Source organism: Qipengyuania polymorpha (genome assembly GCF_019711435.1).
GTDB lineage: Bacteria > Pseudomonadota > Alphaproteobacteria > Sphingomonadales > Sphingomonadaceae > Qipengyuania > Qipengyuania polymorpha.
In genome coordinates this window covers 123,140-136,771 of the sequence record NZ_JAIGNK010000002.1, presented here as the reverse complement: position 1 = coordinate 136,771, position 13,632 = coordinate 123,140, and the positions used below count along the sequence as shown (strand labels likewise).

16 protein-coding genes are annotated in these 13,632 nt (G+C 63.1%); 11 read left to right on the top strand and 5 right to left on the bottom strand.

Annotated elements, in window-relative coordinates:
- The first annotated feature begins 5 nt into the window (after positions 1–5).
- Positions 6–1,025, top strand: a complete 1,020-nt coding sequence (gene mutY, locus K3152_RS06010; RefSeq protein ID WP_345719769.1) for an A/G-specific adenine glycosylase — start codon at positions 6–8, stop codon at positions 1,023–1,025.
- Here the strand turns inward: mutY and K3152_RS06005 are convergent.
- Complete coding sequence (locus K3152_RS06005) at positions 1,022–1,243, bottom strand: hypothetical protein (RefSeq protein ID WP_221573222.1); 222 nt, start codon at positions 1,241–1,243, stop codon at positions 1,022–1,024. The two genes, mutY and K3152_RS06005, sit on opposite strands and share 4 nt — an antisense overlap.
- Positions 1,244–1,356: 113 nt before the next feature.
- On the opposite strand from K3152_RS06005, the gene K3152_RS06000 reads away from it, so the two are divergent.
- From K3152_RS06000 to K3152_RS05990, 3 genes are all read left to right on the top strand, one after another.
- Positions 1,357–2,688: a serine hydrolase domain-containing protein gene (locus K3152_RS06000; RefSeq protein WP_221573221.1), complete on the top strand. Its 1,332-nt coding sequence runs from the start codon at positions 1,357–1,359 to the stop codon at positions 2,686–2,688.
- 81 nt (positions 2,689–2,769) lie between these two features.
- Entirely contained in the window at positions 2,770–3,567 is a 798-nt protein-coding gene (nudC, locus tag K3152_RS05995; RefSeq protein ID WP_247713244.1) for an NAD(+) diphosphatase, read from the top strand.
- Positions 3,564–4,253 (top strand): DsbA family oxidoreductase, encoded by a 690-nt coding sequence (locus tag K3152_RS05990; protein ID WP_221573220.1) that lies wholly within the window; start codon positions 3,564–3,566, stop codon positions 4,251–4,253. The genes nudC and K3152_RS05990 overlap by 4 nt, the downstream gene beginning before the upstream one ends.
- Before the next feature lie 427 nt (positions 4,254–4,680).
- Here K3152_RS05990 and K3152_RS05985 read toward each other — a convergent pair whose 3' ends face one another.
- The 4 genes from K3152_RS05985 to mgtE form a co-directional block, all read right to left on the bottom strand.
- Positions 4,681–4,926: a hypothetical protein gene (locus tag K3152_RS05985; RefSeq protein WP_221573219.1), complete on the bottom strand. Its 246-nt coding sequence runs from the start codon at positions 4,924–4,926 to the stop codon at positions 4,681–4,683.
- A gap of 153 nt (positions 4,927–5,079) precedes the next feature.
- On the bottom strand, positions 5,080–5,211 hold the full coding sequence (locus K3152_RS05980; protein ID WP_221573218.1) for an entericidin EcnA/B family protein: 132 nt from the start codon (positions 5,209–5,211) through the stop codon (positions 5,080–5,082).
- 94 nt (positions 5,212–5,305) lie between these two features.
- Positions 5,306–5,695 (bottom strand): DUF1489 family protein, encoded by a 390-nt coding sequence (locus K3152_RS05975; protein WP_221573217.1) that lies wholly within the window; start codon positions 5,693–5,695, stop codon positions 5,306–5,308.
- 36 nt (positions 5,696–5,731) lie between these two features.
- A complete protein-coding gene (gene mgtE, locus K3152_RS05970) occupies positions 5,732–7,180 on the bottom strand; it encodes a magnesium transporter (RefSeq protein WP_221573216.1) in 1,449 nt (482 codons plus the stop codon).
- 114 nt (positions 7,181–7,294) lie between these two features.
- Here mgtE and K3152_RS05965 point away from each other — a divergent pair, with 114 nt between their 5' ends.
- The 7 genes from K3152_RS05965 (at position 7,295) to ybeY (ending at position 13,616) form a co-directional block, all read left to right on the top strand.
- On the top strand, positions 7,295–8,785 hold the full coding sequence (locus tag K3152_RS05965; protein WP_221573215.1) for an amidohydrolase family protein: 1,491 nt from the start codon (positions 7,295–7,297) through the stop codon (positions 8,783–8,785).
- Positions 8,786–8,879: 94 nt separating this feature from the next.
- Complete coding sequence (locus tag K3152_RS05960; protein WP_040965841.1) at positions 8,880–9,341, top strand: peptidylprolyl isomerase; 462 nt, start codon at positions 8,880–8,882, stop codon at positions 9,339–9,341.
- Positions 9,334–9,918, top strand: a complete 585-nt coding sequence (locus K3152_RS05955) for a hypothetical protein (RefSeq protein WP_221573214.1) — start codon at positions 9,334–9,336, stop codon at positions 9,916–9,918. Before K3152_RS05960 ends, K3152_RS05955 begins: the two co-directional genes overlap by 8 nt.
- Positions 9,915–11,258, top strand: a complete 1,344-nt coding sequence (miaB, locus tag K3152_RS05950) for a tRNA (N6-isopentenyl adenosine(37)-C2)-methylthiotransferase MiaB (RefSeq protein WP_221573213.1) — start codon at positions 9,915–9,917, stop codon at positions 11,256–11,258. Before K3152_RS05955 ends, miaB begins: the two co-directional genes overlap by 4 nt.
- A gap of 102 nt (positions 11,259–11,360) precedes the next feature.
- Positions 11,361–12,392: a PhoH family protein gene (locus K3152_RS05945; protein ID WP_221573212.1), complete on the top strand. Its 1,032-nt coding sequence runs from the start codon at positions 11,361–11,363 to the stop codon at positions 12,390–12,392.
- A gap of 84 nt (positions 12,393–12,476) precedes the next feature.
- Positions 12,477–13,127, top strand: a complete 651-nt coding sequence (locus K3152_RS05940) for a CPBP family intramembrane glutamic endopeptidase (RefSeq protein ID WP_221573211.1) — start codon at positions 12,477–12,479, stop codon at positions 13,125–13,127.
- The gene (gene ybeY, locus K3152_RS05935; protein ID WP_221573210.1) at positions 13,128–13,616 is read left to right on the top strand and encodes an rRNA maturation RNase YbeY; all 489 of its coding nucleotides are present in this window, start codon (positions 13,128–13,130) and stop codon (positions 13,614–13,616) included.
- The last annotated feature ends 16 nt before the right edge of the window (positions 13,617–13,632 follow it).

Genomic DNA, 13,632 nt, shown 5'->3' with positions numbered 1-13,632 from the left:
GGGGCGTGGCCGCCATAGTCTCCGATAAATTGCTTCAGTGGTACGATGCCCATGCGCGCGATTTGCCGTGGCGGGCGCGGCCGGCGGAGCCTGCGCCCGAGCCTTATCGCGTATGGCTGTCGGAGGTAATGCTCCAGCAGACCACGGTGGCGGCGGTGAAGCCTTATTTCGAGGCCTTCACCCTGCGCTGGCCGACAGTGGAACAACTCGCCGCCGCTCCTGAAGAGGACGTGATGGCGGCATGGGCGGGTCTGGGATATTACTCGCGGGCGCGCAATTTGGTGAAAGCGGCGCGGGCGGTGGCCGAGCTTGGCGCTTTTCCCGATACCGAAGAGGGCTTGCGTGAACTGCCGGGGCTGGGCGCTTATACTGCCGCAGCGGTGGCGGCGATTGCCTTCGGGCGGCGCGCGGTGGTGGTCGATGCCAATGTCGAGCGGGTGGTGACGCGATTGTTCAACCTGACCGACCCGCTGCCCGGCGTTCGCAAGGCGATCCGCACCTGTGCCGACACGATTACACCCGAAGAGCGCGCGGGTGATTTTGCGCAGGCGATGATGGATCTGGGCTCTTCCATTTGCACGGCGCGCGAGCCAAAATGCTTGCTGTGCCCGCTGGCGAACGACTGCCGGGCGAGGGCGGAAGGCGACCCCGCGGCGCTGCCGGTAAAGGCTCCCAAGAAAGCCAAACCCGTGCGGCAGGGGCGGGCCTTTTGGTTGGAACACGACGGTTCGGTCTGGTTAGTGCGGCGCGATGGCAAGGGCATGCTCGGCGGCATGCGCGCGCTGCCCGATGACGGCTGGTCGGCAAGAGGTGATGGTGCGGATAATTACCCGGTCGACGGCGCCTGGCAGCCGTTGGGGCTGGTGCGCCACACATTCACGCACTTCACCATCGAATTGTCGGTCGAGCGTCTGTTCGTCGACGCGCCGCCGCCGGGCGCGGGGCTATGGTGGCCCACTGCCACTATCGACGAGGCAGGTCTGCCTACACTGTTTGCCAAAGCCGCGCGGCTGGCGCTGGCCTAGATCACACCGCCGCCCAGCGTCAGCCTGACGGCTGCAATCAGCAGAACGATCAGGTTGAAGTTCCGCCCCGAATTGCTCGACGACAACTGCCCCAGTACCACGCCGATGGCGATCAGCGGCAGCGCGAGCCAGTTGGCCCAGCCGAGCAAGGGGATGGTCGCCGGAATGACGATGACGAGCGAAACGATTCCGAAGAGGAAGGAAAGTAGATTCAGCATGTGTCCTATATGGGTAAGGCACCGGCGGGATGCAAGACCTCCCACTTCGCAATTGACCGTTCAGTTTCAAATCCGCATCTAACGCAGCCGAACCTGATTGGAGAGACTTGCCGATGGCCTATCGTGAATTCGACAGTCCCGAATTTTCCCGCCGTTCGCTGCTTCGCGGCGGCGCATTTCTTGCCGCAGGTGCGGCGCTTTCGGGCCTGCCGATGGGTCGTGCTGCCCTGGCACAGGGCATGCCGGGTGTCGGCTGGACCAATGTCGGCGCGATGGTCGACGAATATGTCGGCGAGCGGAAGGTGGCCAACATGGTCGCCGCACTGGGCTGGGGCATGAACGACCCGGTCTATATCGCGCGCGGCAACCTCTCCTTTGCCCAAGGCGCTCCGCGCGCCGATGCCGACAGCCTCTACCGCATCTATTCGATGACCAAGCCCGTCACCGGCATGGCCACGATGATGCTCATCGACGACGGCAAGCTGGGGCTCGACCAGCCGCTAGCAGAAGTGCTTCCCGCCTTCTCCAATATGAAGGTGCAGAAAACATATGACGGTTCGGTAACGGACCTTGTTCCGGCAGAGCGGCCCATCACAATTCGCCACCTGCTCACCCATACAGCGGGTTTCGGCTATTCCATCGTCCAGAAGGGCCCGATCCGCGACCAGTACGCGAAATACGGCATTTCGCCCGGCCAGGTCAGCCGCATGCCCCTCCCGGGGCTGGGCCGCGACGAGGCCATCAGGGGCCTCGACAAGTTCGCCAACAACCTCGCGCAGATGCCGCTGGTCCTCCAGCCGGGCGCGAAGTGGAGCTACTCGGTCAGCCTCGACTTGCTGGGGCGCGTGATCGAAGTCGCCAGCGGTATGCCGTTCGACGAGTTTCTGCGAAGTGCCATCTTTGAGCCGACCGGCATGAACAGCACCTACTTCCGGCTGCCGTCGAGTGAGGTGGACCGCTTTACGACGAATTACGTAATTTCGGACGGCTCCTTCGGGATCCCGGCAGGCACGCCCTTCCCGATCGATCCGGCGCGTTCGAGCGTCTATCTCGACGATCCGGCTTTCCCATTCGGCGGGGCGGGGCTGGTGTCCTCGGCTTACGACTACGACCGGTTCCTGCGCATGCTGCTCGGCTACGGGAAAATCGACGGCCGCCGCGTGATGGGTGAGCTGGCGGTGCGTGTCGGCACTTCGAACCTGCTGCCCGAAACGGCCGTCACCAAGGGCACATGGGTCGAAGGCCAGGGCTTCGGCGCGGGCGGACGGGTGACCGACGGTGCCTATGGCTGGGGCGGGGCTGCGGGAACCGTGGGCTTCGTCAACTACAAGGCGGGCCTGCGCGGCACGCTGATGACGCAATACATGCCGTCCGAAGCCTATCCCATCCATTCGGCTTTCCCCGACGCTGTGCGCGCCGACCTCGCCAGCATGGCGGGGGCCTGAGCCATCGCACTCTCGTTCACAGGTTCGAGGCTCGATCGCGCCGACCATGTCCGCGCCGATCCGGAGCGGCTGGCGGGATACATGAACTGGAAGGCGCGGCTGCTCGTGCTCGATGGGCTGATGCCCGCGCTGGACGAGACCAATCGTCTCGCTTGGGGCACGCTCGCCGATGCGTCGGAGGATGCCGAGCTGGTGTTCCTCGGCCTCGACTATTCGGAAAGCGAGAGCGGCAAAGCCTGCTTCGCCGCCGTGCCCCAACGTGGCGACGCCAGCCCGCGCATGGCGAACCCGCAGTTGTGGTCGCTCATGGCCACACTCGCGCCCGATGACCTTGCGCTCTACGGCGGGGCGCGCAGCATCGTGGACTGGCACGCCCGGCACCGGTTCTGCGCGCAATGCGGCGGCGATACCAAGCTCGCCAAAGGCGGCTGGCAGCGCGATTGTACGGCTTGCGGGACGAGCCATTTCCCCCGCACCGACCCCGTCACCATCATGCTGGTCGAATATGATGGCAAGCTGATGCTCGGGCGAGGCCTTGGGTGGCCGGAAGGCAGCTTTTCCGCGCTCGCAGGCTTCGTGGAACCGGGCGAAAGCATCGAGGAAGCGGTGGCCCGCGAAGTGCTGGAGGAAAGCGGTGTGAAGGTGCGCGACGTGTCCTATGTCGCCAGCCAGCCATGGCCGTTCCCGAGCCAGTTGATGATCGGCTGTCACAGCTATGCGGACGATGACAGGCTGACGATCGACGAGACCGAAATGGCCGAAATCAACTGGTATGCGCGAGATGAAGTCAAAGCCGCGCTTGCCGGCGATGGCCCGTTCCGAGCACCGCCGCCGCATGCTATTGCGCATCACCTGATGCATTGGTGGATTCACAGATGACCGCGCCGCGCAGACTTTCGATCGATATCTGGTCCGATGTCATGTGCCCTTGGTGCCTCGTAGGTTGGGGCAATCTGTCACAGGCGCTGGAAAGCCTCGAGGGCGAAATCGAGGCGGACATCCGCTGGCACGCCTTCGAACTGAATCCGGACATGCCTGCAGACGGCGAGGAGCGCACCGCGCATATCGCGCGCAAATACGGGCGCACCATCGAACAGTCGAAGGAAGTGCAGGGCCGCATGCGCGAGGCTGCCGAGGCGGCTGGCGTTTCACTCGATTACGAGGGTGAGGATCCCGCACCAGACGCCATGATGTGGAACACCTTCGCCGCGCACCGCCTGCTCACTTGGGCGCTGGAAGAACACGGGGCCGAGGCGCAGACCCGGCTCAAGCTCGCGCTGTTCGAAGCCCACTTCAACCACCGCCGCCGCATTGGCGAGCGCGAGGTCCTGCTCGACGTCGCGGAAGAGACCGGCCTCGACCGCAGCGCCGCCGCAGCCGCGCTCGACAGCGAGGAATTGGCCCGCAAGACTCGTGTCGAGGAACGTGCCGCGATGGAAATGAACATAACCGGCGTGCCTGCGATGATTATCGAGGGCCGGTTCATGGTTCCCGGCGCACAACCCCCCGAGGCCTATGTGAATGCGCTCAGGCGGGTGGCGGAGAGGACTCCCCAAGCCAGCTAGGCAGTCACAATTGCCTTTCGCGCCCGCCTTGCAGGCACTCTCACAGAATCTTTCCAGAATCTTTCCACCACCATCTCAGGAAGAGCGTGGAGGGGAGGCGTAGAACATTTTCATCGGCACCCAGCCATCCAAACCAGGAGAATGAAAATGTTCGGCAAAGTCCTCGCAATCGTAGCTGCAAGTGTCACGACGCTCACGGTCGTGAGTGGAGCAATCACCATCATGGGTTGATCCGCGCACCGGAATTTCCTTCGCAAGGGCCTCGATGACTGCGGGATTCGAGGTCACTGCGGATGGCAGGGGCCACAGCAATGTGGCTCCTGTTTCGTATCCTCCGCCAGCTTCAAAACGAAGCTCCAAGCGGCAGATAGCAATAGCCCCACCGGGAAGGGCGGGGCTATCGATAACAATTCATATTTGGGGCAGCTTAGCTCGAGCGGCTGTCCTGCATGGCCTGACGGGTCTTTTCGCCCTTCATGGCATCCTGTGCCGGATTATCGGAGCCGATTTCCGGTTCGCGATTGTCGGGGTCGAAGGCGCGATTGAGTTCTGCGCGGCTGCCGACCTGGCGGTTCACCTCGCCACCCGATGCGCTCTGCTGCGAAGGCGTGGGGTATTCGGTCATCTCGTCGATGAGTTCATTGTCGGGGTGCATGGACTGGCGTTCGGGCATGGGTAAATCTCCTTTGCCTTATCAACGGACTAGGGCGCGCCCATGTTCCGCCATTCATCGCGGCTGAGGCTCGGCTTCTCTGCTGCAAAGACAAAGGGCGCCACTCCTTGTCGGAGCAGCGCCCTTTTGTCGTGTCCTTGCGTAATCGGCGTGTCAGCAGTTGCCTTCGATACCGTCAGCGCATTCGCCGACCGACTCGACGTCTTCGCCAAGGCCTTGCACCGTGTTGCAGGCCGAAAGCAGGAATGCGGTTCCGCCGAGGGCGACCATAAGCAGCTTTTTCATTGTCTCTCTCCTCAATGTGCGGACCGACCACTCTCCGCGGATAAGTCGATGATTGCACAACGGTATGTGGAGAAGAGGGTTCCGCGCCGCGCAGTCAGATGAGGCCGAGGCGTTCAAGCTTGCCCGCAAGCTTTCCGGGCAAAACATCGCCGATGTCCTCACCCGGCTCGAGATCGCGCGGGGGGTCGCCCTTGAGGTAGCGCCAGCCCTGGTGGGCGCGCTTGGGGCGGGGATGGACGCGGACGAGTTCGGGTTTGAGGTCGATCGACCAGCGCCCGGTCGAAGTCTCGCTGAAACCGAGAATTTCGCTGCGTGCGACAATGCTGTGCTGGTGGATCCAGTAGAGCGAGCCGCCGATGCACTCTTCCCACCTGGTCGGGCGATAGCGCGTCGTGAGGTTGGGGCTGCGCCGCTGCGCATACCAGCTTTCGATATCGCCGAAGCTCTGCGCGCCGAAAGCGATCTTGGTCAGGTGGAGCGGCATGGGACCGGATGTAGGGCCTTTCCCAGCATCCTCAAGTCAAACCACCTGCATCGCCACGGCAAGGCCGAGGAAGGCGAAGAAGCCCATCGAATCGGTAATCATTGTCACGAAGACGCTGCTCGCCACGGCAGGGTCCTGGTCGAGCCGTTCGAAGGCGACCGGAACCAGCACGCCGGCAAGTCCCGCAGTCGCCACGTTGATGACCATGGCGAGCGCAATCACCGCGCCCAGCAGCGGGGTGAAGATGACCGCGGTCGCCAGTCCGATAAGCACAGCGATAGTCACGCCGTTGAGCATCGCCACGCGGAATTCGCGCCACAATATGCGGCCCGTGTTCGAGCTGGTCAGCTGGTTCATCGCGATGGCGCGCACGGTCACTGCCATGGTCTGCGTGCCTGCATTGCCGCCGATGCTGGCGACGATGGGCATGAGGACGGCGAGCGCAACAAGCTGCTCGATCGCCGCACCGAACAAGGCAATGATGAGGCTGGCGACCAGCGCCGTGCCGAGGTTTGCGACCAGCCAGCGCACGCGGCTGGAATAGGCCTCGCGGATAGGCTCGTTGATGTCGCCTTCGCCCGCGCCGGACATCAGCAGGGCGTCCTCGCCCGCTTCTTCGGCGATGATGTGGACGATGTCGTCGACCGTCATCTGGCCGACCAGCCTTCCGTCCTCGTCGATTACGGCAGCGCTGATGAGGTTGTACTTCTGGAACATCAGCCCGACCTCTTCCTGGTCGAGCATGGCGGGGACCAGCGTCTGGTCGCGCTTCATCACGTCGCCCAGCTGCACGTCGCGCGGCGTGCGCAGGATCCAGGAAAGTTGGCAGGTGCCGACCGGATGCATGCGCTGGTCGATGACGAAGACTTCGAAGAAATCGTCGGGCAAGTCGCGCCCGTCACGCAGGAAATCGATGAGGTCGCCGACCGTGATGTGTTCGGGCACCGCCACGAAGTCGCGGCTCATCAGGCGGCCTGCGGTCTCTTCCGGGTAGGAGAGCGCGGTCTGGATGGCGATGCGGTCTTCGGGGTCGAGCTCGGCGAGGATGGCCTTCTGGTCGTCCTCGTCCAAATCCTCGATAAGCTGGACGGCGTCGTCGGTTTCCAGCTGCTCGGCAATCTGCGCCACCGCATCGGCGGGCAGCGCCTCCATCATCTCCTCGCGCACGTAGTCGTTGAGTTCGGCAACGACTTCCGAAGTCATCAAATCGGTGATTTCGGTGGCGAGGCGGTGGCGGTCGTCCTTGTCGAAGAGTTCGAGCAAGTCGGCGACGTCGGCGGGGTGGAGCGGTTCGACAAGGTCGTAGAGCTCGCCGCTCGCGCCCGCATCGAGCGCATCCTCGACCGAGCGGACGAACTCGCGCTTCAGCGTGTTTTCCTCGTCCATGCGCGCGTCGTCGATGCGGTCGTCCGGGCGCGCGCCTTCCTCCGGCGTATCCGCCAGAGCCGTATCATCGCCATCGAGGGTGCGCTCGTCCTCCGCCATGTTCGCGGCTCTATAAGCGATGGGCGGAAAAGCAAGTTTCGTGAAGAAATGTATTGTATTAACTCAGCAACACACGTAGGTCGTCGCTGCATTCAATCGGGAGGAGAGAACACAATGCACGCGCGCACCCTTGGACTTGGGCTTGCCTTGCTGGCGTCGGTTTCGACCGGCGCGCTGGCGAAGGAGGTCGACCTGGTCATCGAAGACGTCACGGTCATCGACACGCAGACGCAAACCCGCAGCGAAGGCCGCGATGTCGTTATCGACGAGGGGCGCATCGTGGCGGTTGTCGCTTCGGGCGCGGGCGAATTCGAGGCTGCGGCCACGGTGGATGGTTCGGGCAAGTTCCTTATTCCCGGACTGATGGACATGCACGTCCACACCAGCATCCGGCCCGTTCACGAGAATTCGCTCAAGCTGATGACCGCCAATGGTGTCACCGGCGTGCGCGAAATGGGGAGTGACTGCGTCTCCCCTGGCACGGTCTACATGTGCCTTGGCGAGATGCGCGAGAGCGCGGCGAAAATCGAGGCCGGCGAGATGGTCGGGCCGCGGCTGCTGGTACTGTCCACCTTCAAGGTCGACAGCAACCGTCCGCCCAACGCAAGCGAGGGGCAAGTGCTCTACGCACCCTTCGATGCCGATGATGGACGCGCCACCGTGGCAGGCCTCGCCGAACGCGGTCCCGATCTCATCAAGGTCTCGCAGGAAATGCACCCCGATGCCTTCACCGGCCTGATGGCCGAGGCGGAGGAGCGCGGCGTCCGCGTCGGCGGCCACATCCCGATGATGTTCAGCATCGCCGATGTGGCGGGCATGGGCATGGACACGATCGAGCACGCGCGCGACCTGCCGCTCGATTGCTCGACATTCGGCGAGGGCTTCCGCGACCAGATCATGCGCAAGGTGCGCGGCGAGGACATTCCCTGGCCCGACCGCTCGAAGCGTCCTGCAGGCGTTAGAGACACCTTCGACGAGGCGCTATGCGCGCCGCATATCGAGGCGATGGTGGCGAACGACGTCTGGTACGTCCCCACACATCTCACCCGCGAGATGGACTACCGCGCGGGCGAGGAGAGCTACCGCGACGACCCGCGCCTCCGGTACCTGCTGGACCTTCAGGTGGCAGACTGGACCCGCGACCTCGACCGCACCGCTCAGGCCTCGCCCGAGCAGACCGCCGACCTCGAGGATTTCTTCAAGCTCGGCCTCACCACCACCGGCATGGCGCATGAGGCAGGGGTGAAAATCATGGCGGGCACCGATGCCAACGACACGATGGTCTTCCCCGGCTTCAGCCTGCACGACGAGCTCGGTTTCCTCGTCGATGCGGGGCTAACCCCGATGGAAGCGTTGCAGGCGGCGACCAGCGTGCCTGCCGAGTACCTTGGCCGCAGCGATGAGCTGGGCGGTATTTCGGAAGGCAAGGTCGCCGACCTCGTGCTGCTTCGTGCCGACCCGCTGGCGGCCATCGAACACACGACCACAATCGAGGCGGTCATACAGGGCGGCGTACTGCGTGACCGCGCGGCGCTCGACGGGCTGCTGCAGGAGGTTCGCGAGAACGTCGAGCAGATGAACGCGCATATGGGGCAGGGCGGCTAGCTGCTTCCCCCAAGGGTCGGCGGCCTAGCCATATGCGGGCTGCCGACCTATGTGGGCCGGCGTAAGTTCAAACCAGATACTGGAGATTCGCCGCATGGCCGACAAACTCACCTTCACCCTCGACACCGGCGACGGCGAAAACAAGGACGTGGTGATCAAGCTGCGCCCCGACCTTGCACCCGGCCATGTCGAGCGTATCACGACGCTGGCGGGCGAGGGTTTCTACGACGGCGTGGTCTTCCACCGCGTGATCCCCGGCTTCATGGCGCAGGGCGGCGATCCGACCGGCACCGGCATGGGCGGCAGCGACAAGCCCGACCTCAAGGCCGAATTCAACAGCGAACCGCACACCCGCGGCACCTGCTCGATGGCCCGCACCCAGGTGCCCGACAGCGCCAACAGCCAGTTCTTCATCTGCTTCGACGATGCGGAATTCCTCGACGGCCAGTACACCGTCTGGGGCCAGGTCGAGAGCGGCATGGAACACGTCGACGCGCTGCCCAAGGGCGAGCCGCCGGCAAACCCGGGCAAGATCGTGAAGGCGACTGTTGGCTGATTCCGTAATACGAGACGATCTCTCGAATAAGCTAGTTCACCTCACTAAGGGGGACGATGCAGCATTTACATTCGAAAAGATTGTCAACGAGAGACGCCTTCGTGGTGGCACTGGCTTTATCAAAGGCCAGCATCAGTGCGTCTGCTTTTCAGAAGCGCCAGTCTCGAAGCTTCCATTTATTCTCGGGCATGAAAAGAAGCAGTTCAAGTATCGACCGTACGGCTTCATTTTTTCAAAGCGATTCATCTTCAAGGCTGGTGGAAGGCCGGTAATCTACCAGCCAGATCCCGATTACGAAAAGCTTCCTGACGACAAAAAGCATCTGCATGTCAGGTTCTTCATCGGAACCAACCGTTCCATTGATTATACTTGGGAAAGAGAATGGAGGGTCAAAACAGATCAGCTCAAGTTCACTCCTGACGACGTGACGCTTCTTGTGCCACAGAGGGATGTCATTAGAGCGTTTCAGGATGTCTGGTATGAAGAGCATACCGAACCTTTTCCATGGCATTTCCTGGCGCTGGAAGACCTTGGCGTAGACGTAGATCTGTATCTCCCGACCATAGACGAAGAATGAAACCAACCACCACCCCCAAGACCTACAGGGTCAAGAGCTTCGGCTGCCAGATGAACGTCTATGATGGCGAGCGCATGGCCGAGATGCTGGGCGAGCAGGGCATCGTGCCCGCGCCCGAAGGCGAGGAAGCCGACCTCGTCGTGCTCAACACCTGTCACATTCGCGAGAAGGCTGCGGAGAAGGTCTATTCGGACATCGGCCGCCTGACCAAGGCGGGGCGCGAGGCCGGCAAGGAGCCGCTGATCGCGGTCGCGGGCTGCGTCGCGCAGGCCGAGGGCGAGGAAATCATGAAGCGCTCTCCGGCGGTCAGCATGGTCGTCGGCCCGCAGGCCTATCACCGCCTGCCGGAGATGCTCGACAAGGCCGTGAAGGGCGAGCGGGCGACCGATACCGACATGCCGGCAATCGCCAAGTTCGCCGCATTGCCCGAGCGCCGCCGCACCAATCCGGCGAGCTTCCTCACCGTGCAGGAAGGCTGCGACAAGTTCTGCACCTATTGCGTGGTGCCCTATACCCGCGGCGCGGAAATCAGCCGTCCTTATGCGGACCTCGTGACCGAAGCGAAGAAGCTGGTCGACGCTGGCGCGAAGGAAATCACGCTGCTCGGCCAGAACGTCTCGGCTTGGGGCGGCGAGGACGAGAAGGGCCATCGCGTAGGCCTAGCGGGCCTGATCCGCGATCTTGCCAAGGTCGATGGCCTCGCGCGCATCCGCTACACCACCAGCCACCCGGCCGACATGGACGACGACCTGATCGCCGCGCATGGCGAGGTGGGCAAGCTCATGCCCTTCCTCCACCTGCCGGTGCAGGCAGGCAGCGACCGTGTCCTCAAGGCCATGAACCGCAGCCACACTGCGGAGAGCTACCTCAAGCTGCTCGAACGCTTTCGTGACGCAAGGCCCGACCTTGCGCTCTCGGGCGATTTCATCGTCGGCTTCCCCGGCGAGACCGATGCCGAGTTCGAGGAAACCCTCGCGCTGGTGGACGAGGTCAAATACGCCCAAGCCTTCAGCTTCAAGTATAGCCCGCGCCCCGGCACGCCCGCTGCGACGATGGACGGTCAGGTCGCGAAAGAGGTCATGGACGAACGCCTTCAGCGCCTCCAGGCCGCGCTTAACCGCGACCAGCTGGCCTTCAATCAGGCGAGCGTCGGAAAAACGTGCGAAGTCCTCGTCGAACGCAAGGGCAAGCATGCAGGTCAATGGCTCGGCAAGTCGCCCTGGCTCCAGAGCGTGTGGTTCGAAGGCGATGCCGCAATCGGCGACCTTGTGCAGGCCGAACTGGTCGAGGCGGGGCCAAACTCGCTGGCAGGGGAACTGAAGGAAACGGTCGCGGCCTGATTACGCTTCCGTGACTTTCCACCGCCATCACATGGCCCCCTTCTTGCGCGATACGCGTTGAAGAGTAACCTTCCGACTCGACAGCTAATGCGAAAGGAGCAGATGGCTCGCAAACCAGTCCGGCAGGCCGACCCGGCCCTGACCAAACCGCCCGCACCCCAGCGCGAGGTTCGCCGCGCGCAGGTCGATGTGAACTTCGAAAACCAGAGCTTGCTCGGCGCGCTTTTCGGACAGTTCGATGCCAATCTGGTGCAGGTCGAAAACCGGCTGGGCGTGTTCATCTCCGCCCGCGGCAACGCCATCCACATCGAAGGCCCGGAAGACAGCGTGGCCCGCGCGCGTGACGTGCTCAACGAGATGTACGACCGCCTCGCACTGGGTCAGGACCTCGACGCGGGTGCCATCGAATCGCTGATTGCCATGTCGAACGAACCGACACTCGACGGCATCATGGACGGCAAGCCCGAAGGCCCGCCGATCATGATCCGCACGCGGCGCAAGACCATCGTGCCGCGCAGCGCCATGCAGGCGACCTACATGCGCAGTCTCGTGCGCGACGACATCATTTTCGCGCTCGGGCCCGCAGGTACCGGCAAGACCTATCTCGCCGTGGCGCAGGCGGTCGCGCAGCTCATCAATGGCAGTGTCCAGCGCCTCATCCTGTCCCGTCCTGCGGTGGAAGCGGGCGAAAAGCTGGGCTTCCTGCCCGGTGACATGAAGGACAAGGTCGACCCCTATCTGCGCCCGCTCTACGACGCGCTTTACGACTGCATGCCGCCCGAACAGGTCGAGCGGCGGCTCGCCTCGGGCGAAATCGAGATTGCCCCCATTGCCTTCATGCGCGGCCGTACGCTGGCCGATGCCTTCGTCATCCTCGACGAGGCGCAGAACACCACGCGCGAGCAGATGAAGATGTTCCTCACCCGTTTCGGCCAGAACAGCCGCATGGTCATCTGCGGCGACCCGCGGCAGGTCGACATCCCCGGCGGCGACGGCATGAGCGGCCTCGCCGATGCGGTCGGCAAGCTGGAGGGAACCGAAGGCTTCGGCACCATCCGCTTCACCGCGGCCGACGTGGTGCGCCACCCGATCGTGGGCCGTATCGTCGAGGCTTACGAGGGACCTTCCGCCTAACTCAATATGCCGTTGGTCGAGAAGCTCTGGTCTCGTCGAGCCCGCATGCCACGCGTCTAAGCCTCACCATTTCAGGGATTTACGATGAAGCTGGCATTCGACGCGATTGGGAAATTGCCAGACTGGGCGCAGAAGACGCTCGTGCTGCTCCCGGCAGTTCCGCTGCTGCTGCCGAGCGACCTTACCGCTCCGCTCTGGCTTGGCGGCACTGCGCTTATCCTCTGGCTGAGCCGCTCCGCGCGCGAAGCCGTGTTCAGCATGGTCTATCGCAACATATGGGTGACGCTGGCCATAGGGCTGCTCGTGGGTAGCTTCGTGGGGCTAGCTCTGAACCCGCTCATGGACGGGTTTGCCGAGGCAATCACCGGCACCACCATCGACCTGTCGCAATTCGCCGATGTCGAGGGCAATGACGGTGCTTTCATCGAATTGCTCATCGTGGCCATGCTGTTCGGTGGCGTGGTCGAGGAAATCGCCTTTCGCGGCTTTTTCGTCGGTTGGGGGACAAGGCTGTTCGGTATGAAAGCGGCGGTTCCGCTTATTCTCCTGTCCAGCGTCGCATTCGGGGTGGGACATTTGTACCAGGACCTTGCCGGCGGGGTGTCCACGGGTATCTTCGCGCTGATGATGGGCGCGCTCTACATCGCATTCGACCGCAAGCTGCTTCCGGTCATCCTGATCCACGCGGTCAGCAATTTCTGGGGCGTGCTCGAAATTTATCGCTATGGGGTCTGAGTGCAACTGGACATAGACATTGATGGCTGGCCCGACGAGGGCACTTGGGAGGCCTTGGCTGACGAGGCCCGGCAGGCGGTGTCCACGGTAGAAACCGGGCTTGCAAATGCGCGGTTGATGACCAGCATCGTCTTTACCAATGACGAGCAGGTGCACGAGCTCAACAAGGAATGGCGGGGCAAGGACAAGCCGACGAATGTGCTCTCCTTCCCCATGCTCGAACGCGAGGATTTGCTCGCGCTGGAGGCGGACGGCCCGCCCGAAATGCTGGGTGATATCGCGCTCGCCTGCGAGACCTGCCAGCGCGAGGCCGCCGAGAAGGGTGTGAGTTTGCGGGACCATACCGCGCACTTGCTCGTTCACGGATTCCTGCATCTTGCAGGGCATGACCATGTCGATTCCGACGAACAGGCCGCAGCGATGGAGAAGCTCGAAATCGAAGCGCTTGCAATCTTGGGTATAGCGGACCCATATGGGGACCGCGCTTAGCCTCATTTCGAGGCGC

Coding starts and splice junctions, on each gene's coding strand:
- K3152_RS05965 (WP_221573215.1), top strand. CDS start 7,295: ATGCACGCGCGCACCCTTGGACTTGGGCTTGCCTTGCTGGCGTCGGTT.
- K3152_RS05990 (WP_221573220.1), top strand. CDS start 3,564: ATGACCGCGCCGCGCAGACTTTCGATCGATATCTGGTCCGATGTCATG.
- K3152_RS05960 (WP_040965841.1), top strand. CDS start 8,880: ATGGCCGACAAACTCACCTTCACCCTCGACACCGGCGACGGCGAAAAC.
- K3152_RS06005 (WP_221573222.1), bottom strand. CDS start 1,243: ATGCTGAATCTACTTTCCTTCCTCTTCGGAATCGTTTCGCTCGTCATC.
- mgtE (WP_221573216.1), bottom strand. CDS start 7,180: ATGGCGGAGGACGAGCGCACCCTCGATGGCGATGATACGGCTCTGGCG.
- nudC (WP_247713244.1), top strand. CDS start 2,770: ATGAACTGGAAGGCGCGGCTGCTCGTGCTCGATGGGCTGATGCCCGCG.
- miaB (WP_221573213.1), top strand. CDS start 9,915: ATGAAACCAACCACCACCCCCAAGACCTACAGGGTCAAGAGCTTCGGC.
- K3152_RS05985 (WP_221573219.1), bottom strand. CDS start 4,926: ATGCCCGAACGCCAGTCCATGCACCCCGACAATGAACTCATCGACGAG.
- K3152_RS05975 (WP_221573217.1), bottom strand. CDS start 5,695: ATGCCGCTCCACCTGACCAAGATCGCTTTCGGCGCGCAGAGCTTCGGC.
- K3152_RS05940 (WP_221573211.1), top strand. CDS start 12,477: ATGAAGCTGGCATTCGACGCGATTGGGAAATTGCCAGACTGGGCGCAG.
- K3152_RS06000 (WP_221573221.1), top strand. CDS start 1,357: ATGGCCTATCGTGAATTCGACAGTCCCGAATTTTCCCGCCGTTCGCTG.
- K3152_RS05945 (WP_221573212.1), top strand. CDS start 11,361: ATGGCTCGCAAACCAGTCCGGCAGGCCGACCCGGCCCTGACCAAACCG.
- K3152_RS05980 (WP_221573218.1), bottom strand. CDS start 5,211: ATGAAAAAGCTGCTTATGGTCGCCCTCGGCGGAACCGCATTCCTGCTT.